The organism is Pseudomonas sp. Sample_22 (genome assembly GCF_004307635.1).
GTDB lineage: Bacteria > Pseudomonadota > Gammaproteobacteria > Pseudomonadales > Pseudomonadaceae > Aquipseudomonas.
In genome coordinates, this window is the sequence record NZ_RCNY01000057.1 from 1 (window position 1) to 26,876 (window position 26,876).

24 protein-coding genes are annotated in these 26,876 nt (G+C 58.9%); 21 read left to right on the plus strand and 3 right to left on the minus strand.

Going from position 1 to position 26,876, the window contains the following annotated elements; all coding sequences use genetic code 11:
* Window positions 1–271 precede the first annotated feature (271 nt).
* Complete coding sequence (locus tag D8U73_RS14905) at window positions 272–1,147, minus strand: LysR family transcriptional regulator (protein ID WP_130904932.1); 876 nt, start codon at window positions 1,145–1,147, stop codon at window positions 272–274.
* A gap of 110 nt (window positions 1,148–1,257) precedes the next feature.
* Between D8U73_RS14905 and D8U73_RS14910 the strand changes: the two genes are divergently transcribed.
* The 3 genes from D8U73_RS14910 (at window position 1,258) to D8U73_RS14920 (ending at window position 4,572) form a co-directional block, all read left to right on the plus strand.
* Entirely contained in the window at window positions 1,258–2,487 is a 1,230-nt protein-coding gene (locus D8U73_RS14910; RefSeq protein WP_130904933.1) for a YbfB/YjiJ family MFS transporter, read from the plus strand.
* Between the two features lie 53 nt (window positions 2,488–2,540).
* Window positions 2,541–3,539, plus strand: coding sequence for an NAD(P)H-quinone oxidoreductase (locus D8U73_RS14915; RefSeq protein WP_130904934.1), 999 nt, complete (start codon window positions 2,541–2,543; stop codon window positions 3,537–3,539).
* Window positions 3,540–3,618: 79 nt separating this feature from the next.
* Window positions 3,619–4,572 carry an alpha/beta hydrolase gene (locus tag D8U73_RS14920; protein ID WP_130904935.1) on the plus strand — a complete coding sequence of 318 codons (954 nt, stop codon included), beginning with the start codon at window positions 3,619–3,621 and terminating at the stop codon, window positions 4,570–4,572.
* 18 nt (window positions 4,573–4,590) lie between these two features.
* Here D8U73_RS14920 and D8U73_RS14925 read toward each other — a convergent pair whose 3' ends face one another.
* Window positions 4,591–5,598 carry an AraC family transcriptional regulator gene (locus D8U73_RS14925; RefSeq protein ID WP_130904936.1) on the minus strand — a complete coding sequence of 336 codons (1,008 nt, stop codon included), beginning with the start codon at window positions 5,596–5,598 and terminating at the stop codon, window positions 4,591–4,593.
* Window positions 5,599–5,763: 165 nt separating this feature from the next.
* On the opposite strand from D8U73_RS14925, the gene D8U73_RS14930 reads away from it, so the two are divergent.
* From D8U73_RS14930 to D8U73_RS14945, 4 genes are all read left to right on the plus strand, one after another.
* Entirely contained in the window at window positions 5,764–6,615 is an 852-nt protein-coding gene (locus D8U73_RS14930) for a 3-hydroxybutyryl-CoA dehydrogenase (RefSeq protein WP_056854387.1), read from the plus strand.
* On the plus strand, window positions 6,602–7,261 hold the full coding sequence (locus D8U73_RS14935) for a TetR/AcrR family transcriptional regulator (RefSeq protein WP_056854388.1): 660 nt from the start codon (window positions 6,602–6,604) through the stop codon (window positions 7,259–7,261). Before D8U73_RS14930 ends, D8U73_RS14935 begins: the two co-directional genes overlap by 14 nt.
* An 89-nt stretch (window positions 7,262–7,350) precedes the next feature.
* Window positions 7,351–7,764, plus strand: a complete 414-nt coding sequence (locus tag D8U73_RS14940) for a VOC family protein (RefSeq protein ID WP_130904937.1) — start codon at window positions 7,351–7,353, stop codon at window positions 7,762–7,764.
* Window positions 7,765–8,088: 324 nt separating this feature from the next.
* The gene (locus tag D8U73_RS14945) at window positions 8,089–8,298 is read left to right on the plus strand and encodes a hypothetical protein (protein ID WP_130904938.1); all 210 of its coding nucleotides are present in this window, start codon (window positions 8,089–8,091) and stop codon (window positions 8,296–8,298) included.
* 113 nt (window positions 8,299–8,411) lie between these two features.
* Here the strand turns inward: D8U73_RS14945 and D8U73_RS14950 are convergent, their stop codons facing one another.
* Window positions 8,412–9,389: an NAD-dependent epimerase gene (locus tag D8U73_RS14950; protein ID WP_130904939.1), complete on the minus strand. Its 978-nt coding sequence runs from the start codon at window positions 9,387–9,389 to the stop codon at window positions 8,412–8,414.
* Window positions 9,390–10,000: 611 nt separating this feature from the next.
* Here D8U73_RS14950 and rfaH point away from each other — a divergent pair.
* The 14 genes from rfaH (at window position 10,001) to D8U73_RS15020 (ending at window position 26,685) form a co-directional block, all read left to right on the plus strand.
* Entirely contained in the window at window positions 10,001–10,537 is a 537-nt protein-coding gene (rfaH, locus tag D8U73_RS14955; protein WP_056854395.1) for a transcription/translation regulatory transformer protein RfaH, read from the plus strand.
* A gap of 12 nt (window positions 10,538–10,549) precedes the next feature.
* The gene (locus D8U73_RS14960) at window positions 10,550–11,710 is read left to right on the plus strand and encodes an outer membrane beta-barrel protein (protein ID WP_056854396.1); all 1,161 of its coding nucleotides are present in this window, start codon (window positions 10,550–10,552) and stop codon (window positions 11,708–11,710) included.
* Window positions 11,711–11,722: 12 nt separating this feature from the next.
* Complete coding sequence (locus D8U73_RS14965) at window positions 11,723–12,256, plus strand: polysaccharide biosynthesis/export family protein (protein WP_056854397.1); 534 nt, start codon at window positions 11,723–11,725, stop codon at window positions 12,254–12,256.
* 2 nt (window positions 12,257–12,258) lie between these two features.
* Window positions 12,259–14,571, plus strand: coding sequence for a GNVR domain-containing protein (locus tag D8U73_RS14970; protein ID WP_056854398.1), 2,313 nt, complete (start codon window positions 12,259–12,261; stop codon window positions 14,569–14,571).
* A gap of 158 nt (window positions 14,572–14,729) precedes the next feature.
* On the plus strand, window positions 14,730–16,121 hold the full coding sequence (locus D8U73_RS14975) for an undecaprenyl-phosphate glucose phosphotransferase (protein ID WP_056854399.1): 1,392 nt from the start codon (window positions 14,730–14,732) through the stop codon (window positions 16,119–16,121).
* Window positions 16,122–16,169: 48 nt separating this feature from the next.
* Entirely contained in the window at window positions 16,170–17,510 is a 1,341-nt protein-coding gene (locus D8U73_RS14980; RefSeq protein WP_056854400.1) for a UDP-glucose/GDP-mannose dehydrogenase family protein, read from the plus strand.
* A 13-nt stretch (window positions 17,511–17,523) separates the two neighbouring features.
* Window positions 17,524–18,228 (plus strand): WecB/TagA/CpsF family glycosyltransferase, encoded by a 705-nt coding sequence (locus D8U73_RS14985; protein WP_130904940.1) that lies wholly within the window; start codon window positions 17,524–17,526, stop codon window positions 18,226–18,228.
* Window positions 18,229–18,231: 3 nt separating this feature from the next.
* Window positions 18,232–19,314: a glycosyltransferase gene (locus D8U73_RS14990; protein WP_130904941.1), complete on the plus strand. Its 1,083-nt coding sequence runs from the start codon at window positions 18,232–18,234 to the stop codon at window positions 19,312–19,314.
* Window positions 19,311–20,423: a glycosyltransferase gene (locus D8U73_RS14995; protein WP_056854403.1), complete on the plus strand. Its 1,113-nt coding sequence runs from the start codon at window positions 19,311–19,313 to the stop codon at window positions 20,421–20,423. Before D8U73_RS14990 ends, D8U73_RS14995 begins: the two co-directional genes overlap by 4 nt.
* Window positions 20,420–21,733, plus strand: a complete 1,314-nt coding sequence (locus tag D8U73_RS15000; RefSeq protein WP_130904942.1) for an O-antigen ligase family protein — start codon at window positions 20,420–20,422, stop codon at window positions 21,731–21,733. Before D8U73_RS14995 ends, D8U73_RS15000 begins: the two co-directional genes overlap by 4 nt.
* A gap of 17 nt (window positions 21,734–21,750) precedes the next feature.
* Window positions 21,751–22,704 (plus strand): glycosyltransferase family A protein, encoded by a 954-nt coding sequence (locus tag D8U73_RS15005; RefSeq protein WP_056854405.1) that lies wholly within the window; start codon window positions 21,751–21,753, stop codon window positions 22,702–22,704.
* Window positions 22,705–22,717: 13 nt separating this feature from the next.
* Entirely contained in the window at window positions 22,718–24,136 is a 1,419-nt protein-coding gene (locus tag D8U73_RS15010) for an oligosaccharide flippase family protein (RefSeq protein ID WP_056854406.1), read from the plus strand.
* Between the two features lie 30 nt (window positions 24,137–24,166).
* The gene (gene galE, locus D8U73_RS15015) at window positions 24,167–25,222 is read left to right on the plus strand and encodes a UDP-glucose 4-epimerase GalE (RefSeq protein WP_056854407.1); all 1,056 of its coding nucleotides are present in this window, start codon (window positions 24,167–24,169) and stop codon (window positions 25,220–25,222) included.
* The gene (locus tag D8U73_RS15020; RefSeq protein WP_130904943.1) at window positions 25,222–26,685 is read left to right on the plus strand and encodes a family 16 glycosylhydrolase; all 1,464 of its coding nucleotides are present in this window, start codon (window positions 25,222–25,224) and stop codon (window positions 26,683–26,685) included. Before galE ends, D8U73_RS15020 begins: the two co-directional genes overlap by 1 nt.
* The last annotated feature ends 191 nt before the right edge of the window (window positions 26,686–26,876 follow it).

Genomic DNA, 26,876 nt, shown 5'->3' on the forward strand with positions numbered 1-26,876 from the left:
ATCCCCTGTAGGAGTGAGCCTGCTCGCGATAGCGGTGGATCAGTCAACACACCTGCTGAATGTGAAGCCGCCATCGCGAGCAGGCTCACTCCTACAATTGGCTTGGGTACATCCGCAGGAGATTGATCGGCTGTCAGGCCGCCATCGCTGGCAAGCCAGCTTCCGGCTGTACTTGGAACTGCGGCCATTGAAGATCCCTGTGGGAGCGGGCTTGCCCGCGATGGACGTCAACGATAACGCGCCCTGTCTGAATGAGCGCAGTATCAAGTTTTCATTCACCGGTTCCGCAAAACCCCGCGACGATCTCGTCAATCACCACCCGCACCCTGGCCGTATGCCGCAAATCGGCGTGGGTCACCAGCCAGATGTCATAGGGCACAGGCTTCGTACGTTCCGGCCACAGCCTGACCAGCCCGTCCCGTTCGCCCATGTACACGGGGACTTCGCCGATTCCGATCCCGGCAGCGATGGATCGGCGCACCAGCAAACTGGAACTCAGGCTCGAGACAATCCGCCCGCGGCCAATCGGTTCACCAACCAGTGTCACGTCCTTGTCGCCTTGCAAATAGGGCTGATAGATCACCAGATCATGCCCCTCGAACGCCGAACCCGGCTCCGGTATGCCGTGGGCGTCCACATAGTCTTGCGAAGCAAACAAACCGATCGGCCATCGGGCGAGTCGGCGGGCAATCAGATCCGGGTTTTCCGGCCGGGTATTGCGCACGGCAATGTCGGCCTCACGCTTGGCCAGGCTGAGAATTTGCGTCGAAGCGTCCAGCTGAACCCGCACGTCGGGATGCTGTCGATGCAAACGAGCGATGGCCGGGATCAGCAAATCGATGGCCATGGAATCGGTGGTGGTGACTCGCACGGTACCGGTCAATCGATCGTCCAGGCCTTGAATGCGTCGCTCCAGCTCGTGCGCTGAATGCTCCATTTTCTCCACGGCACGCATTGCCGCTTCGCCCACGGCTGTCAGCGCATAGCCTTCGGATGTGCGCAGGAACAACGTCGCGTTCAAGGACTTTTCCAGTGCCGCGATTCGCCGGCCAACTGTGGCTTGATCCACGCCCAGCACCCGTGCGGCACCGCGCAACGTGGATTCGCGGCAAACCGCGAGAAACACCCGTGCGTCATCCCAGTTCATGGTTTCTCCTGGTGATGCACCTATGCATCACTACAAAGTGTAATCGCAGCATTATTGCATCAAAGAACCTCGATATGCTGGTCGCCATGAAAACACTCAGGACAACGTTCATGGACCGTACCTCACTGACCCCCGATAAACCTGGCAGCGCGATCTGGCTGCCGATCCTTGCAGGTCTCTGCGCCAGCCTGGTGAGCATCGGCCTGGCGCGCTTCGCTTATACGCCGTTGATTCCCTCTTTGATCCAAAACCAGTGGTTTTCCGCCAGCGACGTGGTGTTCCTCGGCGCCGCCAACCTGGTGGGTTATCTGATCGGCGCCTTGCTCGGCCACCCACTGGCCAAGCGTACTTCCAACAAAACCGTTCTGCGGTTGATGATGCTCACGGTGACCCTGGCGTTTTTTGCCTGTGCCTTCCCGTTATCGGTGAGCTGGTTCTTCGCTTGGCGTTTGCTGTCCGGCGTTGCCGGTGGCGCGGTCATGGTGCTGGTGGCTACGACGGTGTTGCCCCATGTACCCGCCTCCCGCAGAGGTGTGGCCAGTGGTGCGATCTTCCTCGGCCTGGGCCTGGGGATTGCCGGCTCGGGGACCCTCGTACCGCCGCTGCTCAGTATGGGTTTGCAACAAACCTGGCTCGGCCTCGGGGTGCTGGCGCTGGTCCTGACGGCGGTCAGCTGGTTTGGCTGGCCATCTTCCACTTCCCCTGCTCCAGCGCCGGCAGCGGTCAAAACAGCGCCGACGTCGATGCCTGCGGGTGTTTACCTGCTGTTCGCCCAATACGCCCTCATGGCAGCCGGGCTCGTGCCCGCCATGGTCTTCCTGGTGGATTACGTCGCCCGGGGGCTCGGGGCCGGGCAACACGTCGGCGCAATGGTCTGGGTGATGTACGGTCTCGGCGCGATTGTCGGCCCGGTGAGTTACGGTTTTCTGGCTGATCGCCTGGGCGCCAAACGCAGCATACGCCTGGTGTTGCTGGTGCAGGCGATTGCGGTGGGCTTGCTGTCGATGTCCAGCACCTTCGTGGCTCTGGCGCTACTCGCGGTCATCATCGGCTCGTTTCCGCCAGGCATCGTGCCGCTGGCGCTGGCCCGGGTTCACGAACTGATTCCCGGCCACCATCAACAACAGATCGCCTGGAGCCGCGCCACGGTTTCGTTCGCCACTTTCCAGGCCATTTCCGGCTTCGCCTATTCGGCGCTGTTCAACGGCAGCGGTGGTAATCACCGATTGATGTTCATGGTGGCGGCCGGGGCGATTGTCGGTGCGTTGTTGTTGGAATGGGCGGCGCGTTTGCTGACCGGGCCAAAGGAACAAACCTGCGCCGCTGCAACGATCACATAAACAAAACAATCCCACCGTTATCGAACTGACTGCATTGCTCAAAGGTATTCATCATGTCGCTGCCGCAAACCATGACCCAAATCGAAATCACCACACCCGGTGGCCCTGAAGTGCTGCAACCAAACCTGGTGCCCGTACCCGTAGCGGGCGCTGGGGAACTGTTGATCCGTGTTCATGCCGCCGGGGTCAATCGACCTGATGTGCTGCAACGCGCCGGTCAATACCCGATGAAACCGGGCATGAATCCGATCCCGGGGCTGGAGGTGGCCGGTGAAGTGGTCGGGCTTGGCGCAGGCGTCAGCGACTTCGTGGTCGGCGACAACGTCTGCGCCCTGACCAACGGCGGCGGATATGCGCAGTATTGTGTCGTCCCCGCCAGTCAGGCTCTGCCGATTCCAGCCGGCATGGATTGGCTACACGCCGCAGCCATTGCGGAAACGTTCTTCACCGTGTGGGCCAACCTGTTCGAGATGGGCGGCGCGCGCAAAGATCAACGAGTCTTGATTCATGGCGGCACCAGCGGCATCGGCACCACCGCGTTGATGCTCTGCCGTGAGTTCGGCATCGAAGCGTTTGCCACGGCGGGCAGTGCAGAAAAGTGCGCGGTGATCCGCGAACTGGGCGCCGAGGCGATCAACTATCGCGAACAGGATTTTACCCAGGTCATTGCTGAAAAAACCGCGGGGCGCGGCGTCGATGTGATTCTCGACATCATGGGCGGTTCGTACCTCAACAGTAACGTTGCGGCGCTGGCCCTCGAAGGGCGATTGGTGATGCTCGGTTTCCTCGGTGGCGCGGTAGCCAGGGAAGTCGATCTGCTGGCGATCATGGCCAAACGCGCCACAGTCACCGGCTCGTTGTTGCGTTCTCGCACCCGGGAAGAAAAAGCCGCGATTGCGCAACAGTTGCGCGAGCACGTGTGGCCGGTATTGGCGGCCGGGCGTTGCCTGCCAATGATCGATGAGGTTTATCCCCTGGCCCACGCGGCGCAGGCCCACGGGCGCATGGAGGGCGGCGATCACATCGGCAAGATTGTGTTGCGGGTGGATTGAACGGCTGTCGAAATTATTCCCGCCCTGCGTGTGCATCTGCTAAAACGCGAACTTCATGTCCGTGCGGGTTGAACAACCGATGTCCACTGCTCTTCTCACTCGTCTGCGGCGACGCTGGCTGCCGCTGCTGTGCATGGCCGCGCTGGTGGTGGGCCTGCCCGTGGGTTGCGGTGCTCTGCAATATAAGGAGCGCGAGTTGCTGTTTCGCATCGAACCGGGCACGGCAGGCTGGTATCGCGGCTTGCCGCAGGACGTTCAGGAATTGGACATCAAGCCAGCAAGTTTCAAGGCCGGGCAAAACCTGCATGCCTGGTGGTGGCCGGCAGCGCGTAAAGATGCACCGGCAATTCTCTACTTGCACGGTGTGCGCTGGAACCTGACCGGACAGGCGTTCCGTATCGAGCAGTTGCGCGCCATGGGTTATTCGGTGCTGGCGATCGACTACCGCGGGTTTGGCCAGAGCAAAGGCGACCTGCCATCGGAAGCCAGTGTCTACGAAGATGCCCGGGCCGCCTGGGAGCGTTTCAAGGTGATGCAACCTGACGCCGGCAAACGCTTGATCTACGGCCATTCGCTAGGCGGTGCGGTGGCCATCGACCTTGCAGCAGAGCTCGCCGCCCAGGCGAAAAACAATCATGGTTCGGTGCCGGTCCGGGGCCTGGTGATCGAGTCCACCTTCACCTCGCTTGGCGATGCCGTGGCGGAAGTCGCCGGCAACAACCTGCCGGTGAACTGGTTGCCGGTGCGCTGGTTGCTGTCACAGAAATTCGATTCCATCGACAAGATCGTCGACATCGACATGCCACTGCTGGTGGTCCATGGCCTGGCCGATCAGTTCATGCCGTCGCGATTCAGCCAGCAACTGTTCAATGCCGCCAACCAGCCCAAGAGCCTGTTGCTGATTCCCGGCGGCACGCACAACAACAGCATGAGCCTGGGGGGCAATCAATATCGCAAGGCACTGGAAAACTTGCTGCGGGAAAAACCGCAGATGGCCGGCCCGGCGATGATTCAAGGTGCGCAGGATTCCTGAGCGCATTGACCCGATCAGCTAGCCCTGAAACCGCGCCCGATAGCGACCCGGACTTTCTCCCGTCCACTTCTTGAATGCCCGGTGAAACGCGCTGGGCTCCTGAAACCCCAACTGCTCGGCAATGTCGCTGATGCTCGCCCGGCTTTCGCGCAGCTGTTCGAACGCCACCGCCCTGCGCACTTCGTCTTTGATTTCCTGATAGGAACAACCTTCGCGCTCCAGTTTTCGGCGAAAGGTGCTGGGGCTCAGGTGTTGTTCCAGGGCAAAGGCCTGCAAGGTCGGCCATTGGCTGTAATGGCTGCTGCGCAAGCGTTGGTGCACTTGCGACGCCAGACCATGCTGATTGCGAAAACGGATCACCAGCCATTGTGGCGCGGTGCGCAGAAATACTTTCAGCGACGCCAGGTCCTGGACCACCGGTAGCCGCAGGTAGTGACTGGCGAACTCGATTTCGGTGCGCTCGGCACCGAAGGTCAGGTTGGGGCCCCAGAGCAACCGGTCATCGCTCAAGGACAAACGTTCATGGCGGAAGTCTGCGCGGTCGATAGGTATGCGCCGGCCTCCCAGCCAGCACAGCAAACTGATCATCAGCACCAGGAACGTTTCTTCGCCGAAACGATTGGCATCGGCATTCTGCGAATACGTCTCCAGACTGATTACCGCCCGTTTGCCGCGCACGGTCAGCGTGCCGCGAAAGTCGCGCAGGAACAGGGCGAAATTGGCCAGGCACTGGCGCATGGCCTTGTGCAGGTCGGGCTCCTGAATCAACGCCCGGCAAATCAGCGCAAAAGCGCCTGGCGGCATGCCATGGGAATCGAGGCCGAAGAACTCGTCGTTGAGCTCGCGGATCTGAATCAGCCACAACGCCGCAAAGGCACTGGCCGGCACTCGCGCCGATGGCTGCTGCATCACGGCCGGGTCGATGCCGGCCTGTTCCAGCACGGCACGCACCCGCTGCGAATCGTCCGCCAGCCCATGGATCATTGCCTGCACGAAGTAGGCGGCCACTGAATCCTTTTCCCGCATGTGAACGCTTCTCTCCCGATCACCCGAAATGGCAAAAAACATCAGGCCCGTTGAACAGTTTCGGCATAGGACAACCGCCCTGCCGGTTCTAGACTCGCGGCAATAGTACGCTTTGTGCCACGACGGCGGCCAAGGTATCGCAGGGTTTATCGGAAGGACGGCAACATGAATCTGCAAAACATTGGCGTGATCGGCGCCGGCACCATGGGCAACGGCATTGCGCAAGTCTGCGCCCTCGCCGGCTTCAACGTGACCCTGCTCGACATTTCCGAAAGCGCTCTGCAAAAAGCCATCGCCACCGTTGGTAAAAACCTCGATCGGCAGATCGCCAAGGACACCCTGACCACCGAGCAAAAAAACGCGGCGCTCGACAAGATCCAGACCAGCACCGACTACAGCAGCCTGCACAATGCTCAGCTGGTCATCGAAGCTGCCACCGAGAATCTCGAACTGAAATTGCGGGTGTTGCAACAGATCGCCGCACAGGTCAGCGCTGACTGCGTGATCGCTTCCAACACCTCATCGCTGTCGATCACCCAGCTCGCCGCCAGCGTCAGCCAGCCTGAGCGCTTCATCGGCCTGCACTTCTTTAACCCGGTGCCGGTGATGGGCCTGATCGAAGTCATTCGCGGCCTGCAAACCAGCGACGCCACCCACACCCTCGCGCTGGACATGGCGACGGCCCTGGGCAAAACCGCGATCACCGCCGGCAACCGCCCGGGGTTTGTGGTCAACCGGATTCTGGTGCCGATGATCAACGAAGCGATCCTGGTGTTTCAGGAGGGCCTGGCCAGCGCCGAAGACATCGACGCCGGGATGCGCCTTGGCTGCAACCAGCCCATCGGCCCGTTGGCGCTGGCCGACCTGATCGGCCTCGACACGCTGCTGGCGATCATGCAAGCGTTCTACGAAGGCTTCAACGACAGCAAATACCGTCCGGCGCCACTGCTCAAGGAAATGGTTGCCGCCGGCTACCTGGGACGCAAAACGGGGCGCGGCTTCCATGCCTATGCCTGAGCGTTGCTCGCGTTTTGCCGAATACCGGGACAAGGTGCTGGAACTGTTCGCCTGCAAGGGTTTCGGTCAGGTCGGCATGCGTGAGCTCGCGACGTGCCTGGGGCTATCCCCGGGCTCGTTGTATCACCATTACCCGAGCAAACAGCACCTGTTGCTGGACCTCATCGAAGAGTTTTACGAAGAGTTGCTGGCAACCCTGGGACGCATCCAGCAAAAGGCGCCGGCCAAGCGAGACCGGCTCAACCATGTGATTCGCGCCCACCTCAATCTGCACCGCGAGATGCCTTGGCATTTTCGCCTGGTCGAACGCGACTGCGGCTGCCTGAATGAAGACCAGCAGGCTCGGGTACGGCAATTGCGCGAGCAGTACGAACGCACCTTGCTGGTGGTGCTCGGCGCCCGTTCGCGATTCAGCGAATCGGGAAAATTGGCGGCCGGGCATGCCATCGCCTCGCTGCTCAACAGCGCCCCCAGTTGGCTGACCACTCAATCACTGGACGAACAAGAGCACAACGAGTTGCTTGAGAATCTGGTGAGCGGCGCCATTGAACGCCTGCTGGCGCCACGGCGCGCGAGCGAAGCGATAAGCATCACCCGCTCTATCGAAAAAAAATCTGACAATGTTCAGGCAGCCGCCGCGTTTTAGCGCTTTGCTGTCCCGGTCAGCCTCATCAGAATTCATCGCGCCAAACGATGTCAGATCCGATGTGCACCTTCATTGACCGGGGCAGAATCATGAAAATCAATCCCTACCTCATTTTCAACGGCGACTGCAAAGCCGCTTTCACCTTCTATGCCCAATGCCTGCAAGGCCATATCGAAGCGATGATGACTTTCGGTGAAACGCCTGCCGCCGAGCATGTGCCAAAGGAACATCACGACCTGATCATCCACACCTGCCTGAAAGTTGGCGATCAGATGCTGATGGCGTCCGATACCACGCCCGACCGCCCGACACCGGGCATGAGCGGTTGTTCGATCTCACTGAATGTCGACAGCGTCGCCGAAGCCGAACGGGTGTTCAATGCGCTGGCCGCGGGCGGCAAAGTCGAGATGCCGCTGGACAGCACTTTCTGGGCCGCGCGCTTCGGCATGTTGGTCGACCGGTTTGGGGTGTCGTGGATGGTCAACTGCGAAAAGGACCAGTAATCAGGCCTTCCTGTTCGAAGATGGCCCATTCGCAAACAGCCCAATCCGAAAGATTGGGCTTTCTGGCAACTCCTCGCCTGTCTGCTACCGTCAACAAAACGGTCTTCCCGATATCGAAAAAGTTCGGATAAGACCGGTTCAGACGTGTCGCATAACCTTTCGTCGCAAAGCAAAACGCTGGGCGCAATACACAGCCTGTCTGGCTTGCGGCTTGCACAGGCCGAGCGTAGCTGCCCAGGAGTGACATAATTCTGACACGGCAGCACCTCAAACTAACGATTAAGGACTCCAGCGAAACGCTTGGTCAGTCACCGGAGATGTAACGTGTCAACTCTCAATGAAATCGCAGCGAACCACGCGAGAATGGCCAAGGCAAAAGAGTTGGAGGCGACCGGTTTGGGCGAGCGACAGCTTCAAATAGTGGGCAGTTTCGAAATCCCCTCAATGGATCATCAACAGCCGGTGATGCCGTTGCACCTTGTAGCGGGCGCTCAGGAAAACATCCCTGGCCAGGCTGTCGGGTATCTGATTTAACTCAAGCCGATTTCAATTCCGAGCACGGGGGCGCGACGCGTGCTGCTCCTGTGCTGAGTATGGAGTTGGCTTCAGACGTATTGCCTATCGATCTCAGCCGTCTGCGTATGGCGTCAAACGCCATAAAAGCTGCGATACCAGCTCACAAATTGCGCCACACCGGCTTCAACCTCCACTTGCGGAGAAAACCCGACCCAGTCTGCCAGCGCCGAAACATCAGCCCAGGTTTTGACGACATCGCCGGCCTGCATCGGGACAAAGTTGCGCTGAGCGTGTATGCCCAGTGCCGCTTCCAGGCAATCGACAAAATCCAGCAGGGCCATTGGCATGCCACGCCCTATGTTGAAAAGCCGGTTGACGCCCTCCCCCTGTTTGTCCGGCACCGGCGGCTTCGGACACAGGCGGACAATGCTTTCGACAATATCGTCTATGTAGGTGAAATCCCGAGCCATCTGGCCATGATTGTAAATATCGATCGGCTGACCCTGGAGGATCGCTTGCGTGAACTTGAACAACGCCATGTCCGGCCGGCCCCAAGGCCCGTAAACGGTAAAAAAACGCAACCCGCTGGCCTTCAGACCGTACAGATGACAATAGCTGCAGGCGAGCAACTCATTGGCGCGCTTGGTCGCGGCATACAGGGAAACCGGCTGCTCGACCGCGTCATCGACACTAAATGGCAACTTGCTGTTGGCGCCGTACACAGAACTGCTCGACGCGTAGATCAGGTGTGCGGGCCGATAGTGTCGACAGGCTTCCAGCACATTGAGAAACCCGACCAGATTCGATTGCGCATAGGCATCCGGATTGTCCAGTGAGTAGCGAACCCCCGCCTGAGCGGCCAAGTGCACAACCTCGGTAAAACCGTGCTGTTTAAATAGAGCCATCAAGGCCGACTTGTCGACAATGTCCATCTTCTGAAAACGGAAATTGCTCAGCTCACTCAGTTGCTTGAGTCGGGCGAGTTTCAATTCCACGCTGTAATAGTCGTTGAGGTTGTCGATACCGACAACTTCAAGACCGTCCCGGCACAACCGTTTGGCGGTGTGATACCCGATGAAGCCTGCAGCGCCAGTCACAAGAATCGTCATGATCTCTGCCCGCGTGTTATTCCCATGGCCGTTACTTATAGCCTTGCTTCATTTCAAGGTCCAGATTCAATAACCAGCCCCACTATTGGGTAATTGCCTCTGAACCCCTCATGCAGCACACGACTATAAGCATCAAAAAAAGTTTAATCCGTTCGGCCGAAATATAAACACCTTACAAAACAGAAACCTACGCACCACCCATTGAACTATTGGATAGAAGGCATGTTTTTTGACAAGGAACGTTTGACATGCTGTCGAGACTGGTCAATAACTACACAGGTCTGATAAACAAGAATACGAGTGCAGTTTGTACGCTTATTTCTGTTGATCGGGCGCCATCAGTTTTTTCTGTTTTTCAATGATCCTTGGTAAGGACCGTGCGGTAGCTTTGCCTATCGAAAACTGCCTGATGGTTATGCCTAACAAGCTGTCAGATATAACGCCAATCCAGTTACCTTCACTGTTACGCCGATGAAACATATTGTGATTCATTATTGAAACACACTTATGGACATCAAATAAAAACAACAACTCTGCCTGACTTGATAACTTCTCGGACTCAGTAGAGCCACTGCCTGCCTAAACTTTCGATATTGACGGAGTTTACCAGCATGCCCGCAATTAGCTCCGATCGTTCCAACTGGTACCTGTTGCAATGCAAGCCTCACCAGGACGAACGCGCCCACCTCAATCTGCTTCAACAGAATTATGCCGTTTTTCATCCCCAGCTTTTGAGGGATCGCGTCATTCGCGGCAAACAACAACGGGTTCGGGAGTCCCTCTTTCCCGGGTACCTGTTCATCCATCTTGGCGGGAACGACAACTGGTCGCCCATTCGCTCTACCCGTGGCGTCAGTCGTTTCGTCGAATTCAATCATGGTCCTGCGACGGTGCCCGAGAACGTCATCGAGCACCTGCGTGCGCGCTGCTTTGAATCATCGTTAACCCCTGATGACCCGCCCCTGACACCCGGCGACCACCTGCAAATAATTCGCGGGCCACTGTCAACACTCGAGGGGGTTTTCATCACATCGCACGGGGCTGAGCGCGTCATGATCCTGCTTCAATTTCTGAACCGGAATCAAACGATCTGCATGCCACTCCGTGACCTCGAACGTCAGCTATCCTCGATTCACCCCAATATCTGACGGAGCCATGACATGGCCTTGAGTTCACGTTGCCCTTTTGCATTGATGATGGTCTCTCTTTACCCAGGAATGGCCTGGAGTCTCGATCCGGCACCGATCAATGTTTACGGATTCGATTTCACGCCGACCTTCCTGGTCGCAGAGAGCTATGACGATAACTTTCGAGAACTGGAAAACAACACGCAGTCCTCGATGATCACCAAGCTGGTGCCCAACTTCGAGCTCAAGGCTGAAGACCGCAACAGCGCAACACGACTGATCTGGCAGCCTGCCCGCTACATTTATCACGACGAATCGGATGCCTCTTACACCGCACAACGGCTGCGGGCGGACAGCATCATGGAGTTCACCGACAGGCACCGCCTGAAACTGGAAGCCGAATACCGCAAGTGGCAGCGCACCGAATCGACCGCGGTCGAAGGTGAAAACGACAAGTTCAACAACAAACGGGTGGGCGGTCTTTACACCTATGGCGCCAAAAGCGCGGACAACCAGATCGATTTTGGCGCCAGCTACGCCGAACTGCGTACCGACAACTCCGATGGCATCAACGAGGACAAGGAACGCAATACCACTGCACTTACGAGTACCTGGTATCACCGCATCGGCAGCAATACCCGTGGCCTGCTGGAGTATGACTACACCGATTTCGACTATCTGGAAACCAACAGCACGCGCAGCAGCCAATCCAACGCGGTATACGCCGGTGCCGTCTGGGACGTCACCGCCAAGACCACCGGTAAAGTCCGCCTCGGTTACGAGAAAAAAGACTTCGACAACAGCGAATCCAAGGACCTCGACAACCCGACGTGGCAAGTGGACCTGCAATACAAGCCACGCACCTATTCAACATTCACCTTTGTCGCCCGCCAGGCACTCGCCGAGGGCGACGATGGCGCCGATGCGGTGAAGTCGACCTTTACCCAGGTCGGTTGGCGCCATGGTTGGACGGATCGGATCACCACCCTGGCACAGGCCGGATTCGGTCGATATGTCTACGAAGGCCAAAGCCGCACGGACGATTTACAGGACTACAACCTGGCGGTGATTTATGCGATGCGCCGGTGGCTGGACATCGAGCTCGGCTATCGCTTCCGCGACAACGACTCGGATGCCGACAACGAAAGTTTTACCCGTAACGTGGTTCAGATCAGCTTCAACGTAAGCCTCTAAGAGGGTTTCGTCATGAACATACGCATAGTTGCCTTGTTGTTCGCACTGGCGGTACTACCCAATACGTATGCAGCAGACCCCGGCACCCAATACAAACTCGCCGCCGGCGATGTCTTGCGCATCATCGTCTTTGGCGAGCCGGAGCTGAGCATGAAAAAAATCCGTCTGAGCGATGCCGGCACCTTTTCCTACCCTTTCCTGGGGGAAATTTCCGCGAAGGGACTGACCCCCGGGCAAGTCGAAAAGATCATCGTCGACGGACTCAAGCAAGGCTATCTGAACGACCCGAAAGTCAGCCTGAGCCAGATCGAATATCGTCCGTTCTATATCAACGGCGAAGTGAAAAAACCCGGCAATTATCCCTTCATACCCGGGCTCACCCTGGAGAAAGCCATCGCCCTGGGCGGTGGCTTGACCGAACGGGCCTCGATCAAACGCGTGACCATCGTGCGCGGTGATGGCGGCGCCACACTCACCGATGAAGTCACCCGCAACACCACGATCGGCCCCGGCGATACCATTTCCATTGCACAAGGCTTTTTCTAATCATGGACAACAGCCCTAGCACCTACGTCGAACGTCCTCTGTCAACGCATGTACATCAACAGTACAGCGAAAACCAGGACACCATTGACCTGCTCAAAATCTGGAGGGTGATCTGGCGCGCCAAATGGAACATCGCCTGGCTCGTCCTGTTCTGCTGTGCGTTGGCCGCCATTGCTGTATCAGCCATTACCCCGCAATACATCGGCAGTACCACCTTGTTGTTCAACGATAAAACCCCGCCGCTGATGTCCTTCCAACAGGTCAAGGACTCGGGCAGCAATGCCACCGAGTATTTGCAGACACAACAAGCGCTCCTGCAATCGCGGGACCTTGCCGAACGCGCGGTGAAAAAACTCGGCCTGACCACCAACCCGGTCACTGACCCGCGCCAGCAACCGACACCCTGGTTCACCCCGCGCAAATGGCTGGCGGAGCTTGAGCTGGATCAATGGCTGCCGGGGCTGAGTACCTGGGTACCGATGAAAAAAGTGCCCAGCGAAGAGGACGTCTTCAACCAGGTCACGCAAAACCTCATGCAGCACACCAGCGTCAAGTTCGTTGGCAAAAGCCAGTTGCTGGAAATCGAGGTCGAACTGCCCGACCCGGTTCTGGCAGCAGCAGCGGCCAACGCGCTGGCCCAAGGCTTTACCGACAGCCAACTGGACACCAGCGAGAAGTCATCGCAGGCCACTACTGCCTGGATGAACACTCGACTGATCAAGCTGCGCGACAACCTGCGTGTCGCCGAGAAAAAGCTCCAGGGCTACCGCGAAGAGCAAGGGCTGGTTGACGTCGGCGGTGTCGCCACCATCAGCGCCAATGAACTGGAGATGACCGGTAATCGCATGGTCGACGCCCGTCGCAACCGTGCAGAAGCCGAGAGTGAATACCGTCAGGCGAAGGCCCTGAGCAACGGCGATCTGAGCCGTCTGTCCAGCGTGCCGGCAGTCTTGAGCAACCCGCTGGTCCAGCAATTCCAGGCGGATCGCGCCAAAGCCCAGGCCAAGGTCGATGAGTTGGCGGGACGCTACGGGCCCAAACACCCGAGCCTGATCTCCGCGCAGTCCGAATTGCGCGCGGCCACCACCAGCCTGCAATTGCAGGTGCAGCAGGTAGTCGCCGGCATCGAACGGCAATACCAGCTCGCCACGGCCAGCGAAGCCTCGCTGCGCCAGTCCTTCAACAGCAACAAGGCGCAGATCCAAGACATTGCTCGCAAAGAGTTCCAGTTGCGCGAGTTCCAGCGTGAAGTCGACAGTACCCGCGCGCTGTATGAAACCTTCGTCACCCGCTTGAAGGAGACCGCAGCCACCGCCGATATGGACTCCACCAAAGTGCGCATCGTCGACCCGGCCATTGTCCCTGTCGAAGCGAGCAAGCCTCGTAAAACGTTGATCGTGGGGATCGTCGGATTGGTTGCGACGTTGGTCGGCATGGCGCTGGCGCTGCTCATGGACAAACTGAGCAACACCTTCAAAACTGACGAGACGATTGAAAGCACGCTGAACATTCCGCTGCTCAGCGTCGTTCCGCTGGTCATGAAGAAAAGCCGTCGGCAACTGGCGCGGTTGTTCGAAGACAATGAGAACCCGCGTTTTTCCGAGACCATTCGCAACTTGCGCACCTGGCTGATGTTGCAAAGCAGCGACATGCCCTCGCAGGTGGTGTTGGTCACGTCGACGGTTGCCGGTGAAGGCAAAAGCACCATTGCCAACAACCTGGCCAGCTCGCTCACTCCACTGGAGCGCGTGCTGCTGATCGATGCCGACATGCGTCAGCCCACCCTGTCGCTGAACTTTGACTTTCCGCCCGACAGTCCGGGACTGGCCAATGTGATTGCAGGCACTGCAAGGCTCGAGGATTGCATCGTTTCGGTGGGCAACCTGGACATGCTGCCGGCCGGGATGGTCATGCCGCCTTCGGTGGATCTGTTCGCCGCACCGCGGCTGCCGTCCCCTGCCGATTCGCTTAACGCGTCACGCCAGCCTCCGCCGCAGGATCTGCTCAGTTCACCGCGCATGGCGCGGATGCTGGAGGCGCTGAAGTCGCGTTACCGCCACATCATCATCGATTCACCGCCTGCGGACATGATCAGCGACGCGCTGTTGCTGGCCAAGCATTCGGACGCTGTGATCTATGTGGTCAAGGCCGACAGCACGCCGATCAGCCAAGTGCAGAAAGGCATTGCCATGTTGCAACAAAGCCATGTGCCGGTATTTGGCGCTGTGCTCAATCAGGTAGACCTGCGCAAGGCGCGCAAATACGGCTACCACCATTCCAAGTCGTTTTATAACTACGACTTCGCACCCCGGTAACGCCCGGCCTGCCGGTCTGTCACTGCGCTGTTAACTGCCAACACAACACAACACAACACTTCGCTTCACCTCTGCCGAGCTACGGAAAAGCCTGCGGGAGCCACGCCGTGTCCGCTCCTAAAGCGCTGACGCATTCATTTTGCCTTGAGGTCAAGCCCATGACTCCGCTCTATACCGCTCAAATGGCACACCGCCGAGGCCTGACGTTCTGGGGCCAGTGGTTTTGCGCAATGACGCTGGTGGTCGCGCTGTTAATGCTGCTCGTGTACTGGCGCGTCGGCAGCCTCACCAGCCCTTACCGCATCCTGATGATCCTGACTGTGCTCGGTTCAGTGCCGATCTACAGCATGATGCAGGTTTATCACAAGCGTCATGGCCTGGTGGTCGGGCTCGGCCGTCTACTGGCCGGCTGGCTGATCCTGCTGGCAGTGCTGGCGAGCATTGCCTTCATCACCCAGACCAGTGCGACGTACTCTCGCCAGGTCATCATGGTCTGGGCAGTGCTGGGCTTTGTGGTCCAGGCCGCGAGTTTTCTGCCGCTGCACTCTTTCGCCCGGCTGCATTCGCGGATGATCTGCAGGGAGCGTCGCTCGGTGATCATCGGCACCTGCCCGACCGCTCACGAACTGGCGAAAAAACTCTCGCGACCGAACCGCGCGCTGGTCCTGGGCTTCATCTCCGCCGCCGATGACAGTGGCCCGGCACCGAGCATTTTGCCGTTGCTGGGACATGTCGACTCGATCCGCGAAATCATCACGCGCCTGGACGTGCGTCGCGTCTACATCGTCCTGACAATGGCGCACGCAGCCACCATCGAAGCGCTGTACATCGATCTGCTGGACATGAACGTCGATGTGGTGTGGATCCCGGACTTCGGTAGCATGGTGCTGCTCAACCATTCGATCTCCGAAATAGAGCGAATGCCGGCCATCTACCTCAACGAGAGTTTGATCAGCTCGCATCCCGCCAGCCTGTTTTGCAAGGATCTGTTCGAGCGCAGCCTGGCGGCCATGGCCATTATTGTCCTTGGCCCGTTGCTGTTGGGGGTGGCGATTGCCGTCAAGCTGACCTCCCCCGGGCCCGTGCTGTTCAAGCAAAATCGCCACGGCTGCAACGGCGAAGTGATCAAAGTCTGGAAGTTTCGCTCGATGCGCCTCCACGACGACAGCGACGTGCGCCAGGCCACCCGGGACGATGATCGCGTCACCCCGCTCGGACGCTTCCTGCGTCGCAGCTCCATCGACGAATTGCCCCAGCTGTTCAACGTGCTGTTCGGTCAGATGGCCTTGGTCGGGCCGCGCCCGCACGCCGTGACCCACAACATTTACTACACCGGCAAAGTGCGCGCCTACATGGCCCGTCATCGCCTCAAGCCTGGCATTACCGGGCTGGCCCAGATCACCGGGCATCGGGGCGAAACCGAAACCGTGGAAAAGATGCAGCTGCGCGTCGCCCAGGACCTCAACTACATCAACCAATGGTCGCTGTGGCTGGACATCAAGATCCTCATCAAAACCCCCTTCACGCTGTTCTCCAAAAACATCTACTGACGCCCTGCCCCATCGTGAACCTGCGTCACGACGCCCCGAGGTTAGATCATGAATGTGAGCGTATTCGGTATTGGTTATGTGGGCCTGGTACAAGGCGCCGCGCTGGCGGAGGTCGGCCATAACGTCCTCTGCGTGGACGTCGACAGCGCCAAGGTCGACGCGCTGAAGGACGGCACGCTGCCGCTCTATGAGCCGGGTTTGAAAAGCCTGGTCCGTGATAATCACCAAAGTGGTCGGCTGCAATTCGGCACTGATCTTGCCAGTGCGGTGCACCATGGTGATGTGCTGTTGATCGCGGTCGGGACGCCGCCTGATGAAGATGGTTCAGCGGACCTCAAATACGTGCTGGACGTTGCGCAAACCATCGCGCTGAACATGGACCGCCATCACATCATCGTCGACAAATCCACCGTCCCGGTCGGCACTGGCGACCGGGTGCGCGAACGCATCGAGCAGGTGCTGGCCGACCACGATCGCAGCCATCTGACCTTCGATGTCGTCTCCAATCCCGAGTTTCTGAAGGAAGGTTGCGCGGTCGAGGACTGCATGCGCCCGGACCGCATCATCATCGGCACCGACAGCCCACACGCCGAAGCGGTCATGCGCGAACTGTACGAACCGTTCAATCGCAACCGCGAAAAGATCATCGTCATGGACATGCGCAGCGCCGAACTGACCAAGTACGCGGCCAACTGCATGCTGGCGACCAAGATCAGTTTCATGAACGAAATGGCCTGCCTCGCCGAAAAACTCGGCGCCGATATCGAGATGGTCCGGCACGGAATCGGGTCCGATCCGCGCATCGGTTATCAGTTCATCTATCCGGGCCTGGGCTATGGCGGATCGTGTTTCCCCAAGGATGTGCAGGCGCTGATACACGCCGCCACCAGCGTCGATATCGACGCCCGGGTGCTCAAGGCCGTGGAGTCTCGCAACCATGAGCAGAAAGCCAGCCTGTTCAAGAGGGTTTTCGATCATTTCGAGGGTGCCTTGCGCGGCAAGACCTTCGCCCTGTGGGGCCTGAGTTTCAAACCCAACACCGACGACATGCGCGAAGCCCCCAGCCGGGTGTTGATGGAGGCCTTGTGGCACGCCGGCGCCAGCGTCCAGGCGTTCGACCCCAAGGCCATGGAAGAGGCCCAGCGCATTTATGGCTCGCGCGATGACCTGACACTGGCGGGCACCAAGGAAGCAGCGCTGAAAAATGCCGATGCACTGATCATCGTCACCGAGTGGCAATCGTTCCGGGCACCGGACTTCGATTTGCTGATCCGCCAGCTCAAGCAACCGCTGATTTTCGACGGACGCAACCTGTTCGATCCGCAGCGTTTGAGCAAGCGCGGCATTACCTACGTCTCCGTGGGCCGGCAAACCCGGCCGGTCAACTGACAGGAGTCGCGCCATGATCAAGCTGCAGATAGTCCGGCGTTTTTCTCCCAGGTTACTGGACGCCAACCAGGCGTATTCCTTCATCAACTTTGCATCCATCAGCAGTTTTTTCGAGCAGACACCAAGCACCGTCGCCTATTTTTGCGACGGCATGCTGATGTCGCTGTTCATGTCCCGGGTGACCGGCCGTGCAATCGGCCGGGTCAGCTTTGACTTCACCTCGATTGCCGACGCGGTACTGGGCAGTGCCGAGCAACAGGGCAAGCGCGTGTATTTCGTCGGTGCCCGGCAGGTTGAACTGGATCTGTTCATCGACAAGATCAGGACGCTCTATCCGCGACTGACCATCGCCGGTTATCACAACGGCTATTTCGATGCGTCCCAGGCTGTGGACATTCAGGCCGACATCTGCCGCAGCGAAGCGGACATTCTGATCGTCGGCCTGGGTGCCGGGCTGCAAGAGCGATTTGAACAGGATGCGCTGCGTGCAGGCTTTCGCGGTGTCGCCTTTACCTGTGGCGGGTTCATTCGCCAGGAAGCCATGGCCACCCGCAATTACTACCCCGCCATGATCGATCAACTGCATCTGCGCGCGTTTTACCGGATGTACCGCGAGCCCCATACGATCAAACGCTACCTGATCGACTACCCGAGCAATTTTTTACACCTGTTGACCCTGCTCGTTCGGCGCAAAGTCGCCATCAGCGTGGGGGAATGACCGATGCACATTCTGTTCATTCTCAAGGATTTCAGAGCGGGCGGCGGTATCGAGCGCGTCCAGCAACGCTTGTCCGAGCAGTTTCTCAAGGACGGCAACCGCGTGAGTTTTTTCGTCATGAACGGTGACACGCCGGACAGCGCGGGTGCGCAAACGCTCAACGCCGCTGGCGGCAACGGCATCGTCGGCCTGTTCAAGTCCATCGTGCTGTTGCGCCGGCTGATTCGCCGCGAGGGCATCACTCACCTCATTTCCGCCAAGGAGCAAGCCAACCTCTGCACCTGGTTCGCCACCCTCGGCCTTCCCTGCAAAGTCATCTATAGCCGCCACGCGGCACTCGATTGCACTGAACAGAAAACCGGCCCCTCCAGCCTGCGTCTGCTCTACGCGCTGTACCTCTGCGGCAGCGGCAAGGTGGTCACGGTTTCCACGGCCCTGCGCCAGTCCCTCATCGATCTGATGCCCTGGGGTCGGCAACGCATCCGTTATTGCCCCAACGCCGTAGTTACCGACCAACTGTTGCGAGCCTCACGGGCGCCGTTGCCCGTCGGGTTACCCGGCGACTATTGGTTGAGCGTGGGTCGCCTGGTGGAACCCAAAGGCTTTGATCTGTTGCTCGATGCCTATGCCCTGGCGCTGCGCAGTGAAGCCCTGCCGGATCTGGTGATCGCCGGTGACGGTCCCCTGCTCGATGCGCTGACCACCCAGGCCAGCCGATTGGGCATCGCACATCGGGTGCATTTCAGCGGATTCCTGAGCAACCCCTATCCCCTGCTCAGGCACGCCCGGCTGTTCATTCTGAGCTCGGTACAGGAAGGCATGCCGACTGTGCTGATTGAAGCACTGGCGTTGGGTACGCCTGTATTGGCATGTGATTGCGAAACCGGGCCCAGGGAACTGCTGGACAACGGCCGGCTGGGTCAATTGGTCAATGCCAACGACGTACCCGCCCTGGCGAAGGGAATGCTCAACAGCCTGGTTTCACCGACTGGCGTTGCGCCAAGCGCAAAAATGCTCGCCGACGCCATTCAACCGTACACCAGCCAGTACGCCGCGAAAACGTACTACCAGGTATGGAACCAATGAAAAAATTGCTGATTATCCTGCACGACCTCAGCGCTGGCGGGGCGGAAAAAATGATGGCGCGCCTGGCCAGTGCATTGGTGGACGCCGGCAATGACGTGACCTTGCTGATGCTCACCGGTGGCGGCCTGCATGCGGCGCACCTCGACCCGCGAGTAAAGAAAGTCGAATTGCGAAGCCCACGCACTGCGCGTGCAGTGCCAGCGCTCGCGCGATTTCTGCGGGCCAATCGCTTCGACGCGCAACTGGCGGCCCTGACTCACGTCAACGTGGTGGCCATCCTCGCCGCATTGCTGTCGGGGACTCTGACACGGCTGCATGTCAGCGAGCGCAACGCGTTTTCCCATGACAAACACGTCAACCCCGACTTCATGGTGCGGCTGGCATACCTGGTGGCACCGTTGTTGTACCGGTTGATTCCCAACCCGGTGATCTGCGTCTCGCGAGGTGTCGCCCAGGATCTGGTCAACACCACCATTGCGCGCCGCCAGGACGTGACCATTGCCGACAACCCGGTCCTTGACGACGACTTTCGCAACAAGCGGCCGGCGCGGCCAAGCCACCGTTGGCTCCAGGACAAGCCCGGGCCGGTGATTGTCGCCGTAGGGCGCCTGGCGCCGCAAAAAGGCTTCGACACCTTGATCAACGCGTTCGCCTCGTTGCCGGACGCCAACACTCGCCTGATCATTTTTGGTGAGGGCGCACTCAGGGACTCGTTGCAAGACCTGGCCCGAACACTGGGCGTGGCGGATCGAGTCGATCTGCCGGGCTATGCCAGTGATCCCATGGCAGAAGTGGCCGCCGCCGACTGCTTTGTGCTGTCGTCGCGTTTCGAGGGCAGTCCCAACGCGCTGGTCGAGGCCTTGTCCACCGGCACACCGGTGGTGTCGACCCGCTGTCCCCACGGCCCGCAAGACATTCTTATCGGTGGCCTCGTCGCGCCACTGGTGGCGGTCGACGACCCGCTCGCCCTGGCGCAAGCGATCACCCTGCAACTCTCGACACCGCGAGATCTACAGCGCCAGTCCCGCATCGATGCCGCTGCGCGCTTCATGAACGGCTGCGCGGTAGAAACCTACCTCGCCGCGTTACTGCGGAGACCATCGCCATGAGTACCCTGGAGATCAAATATTCCACGCTACGCGATGCCTTCACCCTGTTCGGTGTGCTGTTTTACATCCAGGTGATCACGTTTGTTCTCAGCCTGGGTGGTGCAGCCAGTTTCGGTGATATCAGCAAAGACCTCGAAGGCAACGTCGCCAACCAGATCTGCGGCCTCATCACACTGCTGGTGCCGTTGTATTTCTTCATCCGCAACAAGGTGTTCCTGAGCAAAACCTTTTACCGCAGCAACTTCTTTCTGCTGGTGTTCATATTCTGTGTCATTGCCTCGATCAGTTGGTCCAGCGACCCGATGCTGAGTTTCAAGCGCTTTATCGCGCTGCTCAGCGTGGTGTTCTTTGCCGGTTTCATTGCCTATAACTACCCGCTTGAAAAAATCAATTTCATGCTGGGCTGTGCCATCGGCGTGGCGGCGTTTATCGGTTTGATACTCGCCGTGATCATGCCTGACGTCGCGTTCCTGTCCGGCGGCATCCGTGACGGTGCATTCAAGGGGATTTTCGCCGAAAAGAACGCCGGGGCGCGGCTCAATGCAATCGCCATCCTGTTGCTGCTGCCGATGATCCGCCAACGCAATCGCTGGGCACTCTTCTGTGCGTTTTTTTCACTGGTCGCCATCCTGCTCGCCCAATCGGCAACGGGCGTGGCACTGATCCTTTCCGGGACGCTGAGCTACTGGTATTTCCTCACCCTGATCCGGCTGCACATCAACCGCTCGCAGTGGCTGTTCTTCTTTTGCACGCTGGCGTTCCTGCTGGTGTGCCTGTTTCTCTACAACAACCTTTCGTGGCTGCTGGAGTTGGCCGGTCGTGACCCGTCACTCACTGACCGCACGTTGATCTGGGAGCTGCTCGCGCCGTTTGTCGATGACCAATGGCTCAAGGGATACGGCTTCGGCGCCTTCTGGGCCAGCCCCGACGCCGATGGTTTCATCCGTCGCTGGGGTTACATCGGCAACGCCCATAGCGGCTACATGGAAACCCTGCTCAACGGCGGCGCTATTCAGTTGACTGCGCTGGCGTTGCTGCTGGGCGAAGCCCTGTTTAAACAGTACCGCGCCGTAACGGCGAACCAGGCTGCCAGGTTTCGCGCCAGCGCCCTGGTGATCATCGGTTTGTTCATCGTCACCAACTATGTGGCCTACGTGATACCCAATTACCGCTCTGCCGAGTTTTTGGTGTTCTGCACATTGGCCCTGTCCTTCCGGCATCACCACGTCACATACCCCGAATTATCACCGACAACCCTGGGCCAGCATTCGACTGGTCGGGGATTCCCGCGCGATTCAGCCAAGGCGTAACAAAAGGAGAATCACCCGTGCCCAATCAAGCCTCCCCTTCACCGCAAACAGTGTGCGTCGTGATCCCGATGTACAACGGCGCCGCAAGCATTGAGCAAACGCTGTCATCGCTGGCCGAGCAAACCCGGCTGCCCGATCACGTCATCGTCGTCGACGACGGTTCTACGGATGACGGACCCCAGCGGGTCAGAGACTTCGTCGCGCCGTTTCGCCTGACACTGTTGCAGCAGGCCAACGAAGGCCAGGCCAGTGCCCGTAATCACGGGATGCGCCACTCTCAGGAAACCTTTGTCGCGATGCTCGACGCCGACGATCAATTTCGCCCGCAAAAGCTGGAGTTACAACTGGCCCTGTATGACGAACTCACGCGTCAGGGTCGGCAGGTGGGGTTGATCGACTGCTACACGCAGGTCAATTACAGCGACGGCAGGCGGCAACTGGACAACGTGCGCAAGAGCGGCAGGCATTTCTACGATTTCATCCACGCCAACGTCGTCAATGGCGTATCCACCGCGTTGGTCAAACGCGACGTGATCATGCAACTGGGTGGCTTCGATGCCAGCCTGCGTTACTCCGAAGACCGTTACATGTGGACGCGGATCGCCGAACATTGGGAGATCCACACGGTGCCGCAAATTCTGCTGGAGCGCACGGTCAACGCCGGCAACATGACCGCGCAACCGAAAAAGTACTACCAGAACAAGATCAGGTTCATCGAGGTGTACCTCGCCCGCTATGGCGCGCAGCTCAGCAAACAGCAACGGATCGATTTCGTGCTGGGTAACCACACTGACTTTCTCAATGCGTTTTCCCGACGCGACGAGCATGCCGAAGTGATCGATGTGTACCGGCGAATGCTCGAGTGCTCCTGGCAAGCGCTGATCTTCCACAACGGCAAACCGACCTTGCGCTACCTCTATGCCCGCGCCAAAACCTTGCGCAAGGCAACGGCGTCAACCACCGCTCATTGAACCGGTACCCGCCATGGCTAATCATCGTCTGGTGACATTGACCTGGATCTTCACCGAGAAATTCGGCCTGATCTTCCTGTCGATGATTACCTTTGTCGCCTATGCCAGGCTGCTGTCGCCCGCAGAGTTGGGGGTGGGCACTGTCATCATTGCCATCGTCGAGTTGATCGGGCTGGTGTATTCGTCGGTTCTGGAAGACCCGCTGGTACGGCTCGAACGGCTGGAAGACAAACACATCAGCACGGCGTTCTGGGCCTCGGTCCTCGTCAGCCTGGTGTCGATCGTCGTCATCTCGGTCGCGGTGATGCTGTACACGCCCGACCCGCTGCTGCGATGGTTGACGGCGGTGGCCTCGGTGAAAATCCTTTTCACCATGATGGCGCGTGTCTATGTCGCGCAAATGCGCCGCAGCGGCGACTTCAAGACACTGGCGTCGCGCACGTTGCTGGGCAAGGTGGTAGGCGGTGTCGGCGGCATCGCTGTGGCGCTCTGGGGACTGGGTGCCTGGGCGGTCGTTGCCCAGGCGCTGCTCATGGAGTTCGTGTCCATCATCGTTTTGATGCGCGCAGATCCGCGGCGCATTGCCTTTTACATTGACCGTCCTTTCTTGCGCGAACTGTTGAAAGCCGGCGCACCGGTTGCCATCAACGCACTGAGCTCACAAACGCTGCAGCGCGGGGTCAACGTGGTGCTTGGGATGACGGCCGGCGTGAACGCGGTCGGCATGTTCAACATGGCGATGCGCATCATCGAACTGCCACGCACTGCGATTTATAACGGTCTGTTGAGCTATGCATTGCCGGCGTTCGCCCGGCGCAGCGCAGAACCCCTGCGATTGCTCGGGATCCTGGGTGACTCAACCGCCGTCAGCGGCTTTCTGTTGACGCCCTTGTTCATTGGCCTCGCGCTGACGGCAAACGACCTCATCCTGTTGATATTCGGTGCCAAGTGGGCCGAAGCCATTCCCCTGCTGCAAGTGCTGGCCTGCACGGCGGCCATTGGTAACACCGCCATGTACGCCACCACCGCACTGGTGGCGGTCAACCGCAGCCACCTCACGATCAAAGCCGAAGTGGCAACCACTGTACTGGCGCTGGCGCTGGTGTACGGCTTCGGCACCTTTTATGGCGGTATGGCCGCGGCGCTCGCGCTGCTGACGCGGATGTTGATCATCACACCGTTGCAAATCCGTGGACTCAACGCAGCCATCGGTTACGGCTGGCGCCGGTACTTCGACTCCAATTACCGCAGCGTGATTGCCTCACTCGTCATGGCCGCAACCGTCTTGTACGTGTCACCGCAGCTGGGTTTGCAAGGCTACCTGCACCTGGTCTGCAACATTGTGGTGGGTGCGCTGAGCTATGCCGTGGCGTATAGCGTCATGCACCCGCGCTGGCCACAGGAATTCAAATCGGTTTTCACCACCCGCTGAACTCAGTCACTGAGACAGGAAGACCTCACCATGCGCAAAACTACGTTGATTACTGGCGGCGCCGGCTACATCGGCTCTCATACCGCTTTGGCGCTTATCAATGCCGGACACAAAGTGCTGGTGCTCGACAACCTGTGCAACAGCTGCCGTGAGTGCATTGCGCGCCTTGAGCAACTGACCCTGACCCGGGTTGATTTCATCAATGGCGACATCCGTGATACGGCCCTGCTGGACACCATCTTCAACCGCTACGACATTGATGCCGTGGTGCATTTTGCCAGCCTCAAATCCGTAGAAGAAAGCGTGCGCAAGCCGCTGGACTACTACGCCAACAATGTCGCCGGCACGCTTGAACTGTGCCGGGCAATGGCTCGCAATAACGTATTCCAGCTGGTGTTCAGCTCTTCGGCCACGGTTTATGGCGAGCCCACACGCACACCGATTGCCGAAGATTTCGGCACCGGCAAACCGGTCAATCCCTATGGCCGTACCAAGCTCATGATCGAAGAGTTGCTCACCGATCTGTGCCACTCCGACCCACGCTGGAGCATCGGCCTACTGCGCTATTTCAATCCGATTGGCGCTCACGAAAGCGCGATGATCGGCGAAGACCCCAGAGGCCGCCCCAATAACCTGTTGCCGTGCCTGACGCAGGTCGCGATTGGCCGCACCCCCGAACTCACGGTGTACGGCAACGATTACCCGACCGTGGATGGCACCTGCGTGCGCGACTACATCCACGTGGTCGACCTTGCCATCGGCCACCTCAAGGCACTTCAGGTATTGCAGCACACCCGCGGCATCGATTTCTGGAACCTGGGCACTGGCATTGGCTATAGCGTGCTGCAGATCATCCACAGTTTCGAAGACATCACCGGCATCAGCATTCCTTATCGCTTCGCACCGCGACGCGAAGGTGACATCGCGCAAATGTGGGCCGATCCGAGCAAGGCAGCACGTGAACTGGGATGGAGCGCGCAACGTGGCCTGGAACAAATGATCATCGATACCTGGCGGTGGCAGTCGTGTAATCCGCAGGGGTATCAATCTTCGTTCGAAACCCCGTCGCTGGTTGCAGTCAAATGATGTTCAGGGGTTGTCTGCTGCTGGTACTGCTGTGGGTTTCGCTGGCTTGCACCGCCGCACAATCGCCCCCCACCACCGGGCTGGTGCTGTGGCTGGACGGCGCCGATGCGAACACGCTGACCCTGGGCGCGCAGGACAGTGTCCAGCGCTGGAACGACAAATCCGGAAAATCCCATCACGCCACAGTCGATGATGGCGCCTCCAAGCCACAGCGCATGGCAAACGCTCTCAATGGCCATTCGGTGGTGCGTTTCAGTGGCGTGTCGGGGTTTCTGGGAAAATCCATCCGCAGCGCCAAAGGCCCGGTGACGGTATTGATCGTTTCCCGCCGATTGGCCGAACAAGCCGAGGTTGATCCCTGGCAACGCTTGTTCAGCTCACGCCCGCAAAGCACCGACAACGATAACGTGTTGCCGAATTTCGCCATCAGCCTGCAACAGACCACGGCGTATGCGCCGACCGTATCCGTCCTGGAGCTTTACGATGTGCCGATTGGCCCCTATGCCGTCGGGCGCAATGCCATTGGCAATTCTGAAAACTTTCGCGGCGACATCGCGGAAGTGTTGGTGTACGACCGTGCGTTTGCCTCCCTCGCAGAACGCCAGCATGCATTTCAGTACCTGGCGGATAAATGGTCGGTTGCCATTCCGAAATCAGCCAATACATGGACCCGCGTCGGACCACTGGGCCCACTGCCGAACCGGGTCAACGCCAATCTGCCGCTGTCCGATCAGGCCAATACCGGTAAGTGGATTCTCAACAGCAAACTGTCCGACGACTTCAATGGCAGCACCCTCGATCGCCAACGCTGGCACGTCAACAATGCCATCGGCAACGAGTCGCTGGGACGCAAACCGGCGTTGTTCACGCCGAACAATGCATCAGTAAACAACGGCAACCTGAACATTGTCTTCCGCAAGGAAACCTTGCCGCAGAAGTACGTCCAGCTCGGCTTCAAGGACTACACCTCCGCCATGGTCCGAACCATTGAAAAGGGCTTCTACGGATACTATGAAGCACGCGCCAAACCCATGAATTCTGCGGGTTCCAGCGCATTCTGGCTGGCATGGACGGGTATGGAGGACAACGCCACCGAAATCGACATTTTCGAAATCGGCGGCAAAACCAAAAACGCGGCGCTCGACCGCTCGTACAACATGAATGCCCACGTGTGGGCTACACCGCAAAGCAAGGAGCACTTGGCCGACGGCAGCACCTGGATCAGTCCATGGCGCCTGGCGGACGACTTCCATGTCTACGGTTTCGACTGGCAGCCCGACACCCTGCGTTGGTACGTCGATGGTGTACTGGTCAGGGAATCAAAGAACACCCATTTTTACTTCCCGATGGAGGTGATCTTCGACAGCGAAGCCATGTGGAAATGGTTTGGTGTAGTCGACGATGCCGACCTGCCTTCCACCTTCGAAGTCGACTATTTCCGCCTGTGGCAACGCAATCGATAGCGTCACACAAAGGCCGAGGTGCCCTTGGTCTTATTGCTTCGGATCCGCTTCACTTCCCGCACGCTGTAACTGCGTGCCCACTTCAATTGAAGTCCCTGAGGCGCTACTGCCGCCATAGCGTACGCCCTGGGTAAAATTTCAATCGGCAGGGAGGTCAGTATTCATTTCGCGCTAACAAGTATGGAGCGCAT

What these genes read in the sequence shown, in the direction of transcription:
- D8U73_RS14905 (WP_130904932.1), bottom strand. Translation starts at nt 1,147, where the DNA reads ATGAACTGGGATGACGCACGGGTGTTTCTCGCGGTTTGCCGCGAATCC.
- D8U73_RS14910 (WP_130904933.1), top strand. Translation starts at nt 1,258, where the DNA reads ATGGACCGTACCTCACTGACCCCCGATAAACCTGGCAGCGCGATCTGG.
- D8U73_RS14915 (WP_130904934.1), top strand. Translation starts at nt 2,541, where the DNA reads ATGTCGCTGCCGCAAACCATGACCCAAATCGAAATCACCACACCCGGT.
- D8U73_RS14920 (WP_130904935.1), top strand. Translation starts at nt 3,619, where the DNA reads ATGTCCACTGCTCTTCTCACTCGTCTGCGGCGACGCTGGCTGCCGCTG.
- D8U73_RS14925 (WP_130904936.1), bottom strand. Translation starts at nt 5,598, where the DNA reads ATGCGGGAAAAGGATTCAGTGGCCGCCTACTTCGTGCAGGCAATGATC.
- D8U73_RS14930 (WP_056854387.1), top strand. Translation starts at nt 5,764, where the DNA reads ATGAATCTGCAAAACATTGGCGTGATCGGCGCCGGCACCATGGGCAAC.
- D8U73_RS14935 (WP_056854388.1), top strand. Translation starts at nt 6,602, where the DNA reads ATGCCTATGCCTGAGCGTTGCTCGCGTTTTGCCGAATACCGGGACAAG.
- D8U73_RS14940 (WP_130904937.1), top strand. Translation starts at nt 7,351, where the DNA reads ATGAAAATCAATCCCTACCTCATTTTCAACGGCGACTGCAAAGCCGCT.
- D8U73_RS14950 (WP_130904939.1), bottom strand. Translation starts at nt 9,389, where the DNA reads ATGACGATTCTTGTGACTGGCGCTGCAGGCTTCATCGGGTATCACACC.
- rfaH (WP_056854395.1), top strand. Translation starts at nt 10,001, where the DNA reads ATGCCCGCAATTAGCTCCGATCGTTCCAACTGGTACCTGTTGCAATGC.
- D8U73_RS14960 (WP_056854396.1), top strand. Translation starts at nt 10,550, where the DNA reads ATGGCCTTGAGTTCACGTTGCCCTTTTGCATTGATGATGGTCTCTCTT.
- D8U73_RS14965 (WP_056854397.1), top strand. Translation starts at nt 11,723, where the DNA reads ATGAACATACGCATAGTTGCCTTGTTGTTCGCACTGGCGGTACTACCC.
- D8U73_RS14970 (WP_056854398.1), top strand. Translation starts at nt 12,259, where the DNA reads ATGGACAACAGCCCTAGCACCTACGTCGAACGTCCTCTGTCAACGCAT.
- D8U73_RS14975 (WP_056854399.1), top strand. Translation starts at nt 14,730, where the DNA reads ATGACTCCGCTCTATACCGCTCAAATGGCACACCGCCGAGGCCTGACG.
- D8U73_RS14980 (WP_056854400.1), top strand. Translation starts at nt 16,170, where the DNA reads ATGAATGTGAGCGTATTCGGTATTGGTTATGTGGGCCTGGTACAAGGC.
- D8U73_RS14985 (WP_130904940.1), top strand. Translation starts at nt 17,524, where the DNA reads ATGATCAAGCTGCAGATAGTCCGGCGTTTTTCTCCCAGGTTACTGGAC.
- D8U73_RS14990 (WP_130904941.1), top strand. Translation starts at nt 18,232, where the DNA reads ATGCACATTCTGTTCATTCTCAAGGATTTCAGAGCGGGCGGCGGTATC.
- D8U73_RS14995 (WP_056854403.1), top strand. Translation starts at nt 19,311, where the DNA reads ATGAAAAAATTGCTGATTATCCTGCACGACCTCAGCGCTGGCGGGGCG.
- D8U73_RS15000 (WP_130904942.1), top strand. Translation starts at nt 20,420, where the DNA reads ATGAGTACCCTGGAGATCAAATATTCCACGCTACGCGATGCCTTCACC.
- D8U73_RS15010 (WP_056854406.1), top strand. Translation starts at nt 22,718, where the DNA reads ATGGCTAATCATCGTCTGGTGACATTGACCTGGATCTTCACCGAGAAA.
- galE (WP_056854407.1), top strand. Translation starts at nt 24,167, where the DNA reads ATGCGCAAAACTACGTTGATTACTGGCGGCGCCGGCTACATCGGCTCT.
- D8U73_RS15020 (WP_130904943.1), top strand. Translation starts at nt 25,222, where the DNA reads ATGTTCAGGGGTTGTCTGCTGCTGGTACTGCTGTGGGTTTCGCTGGCT.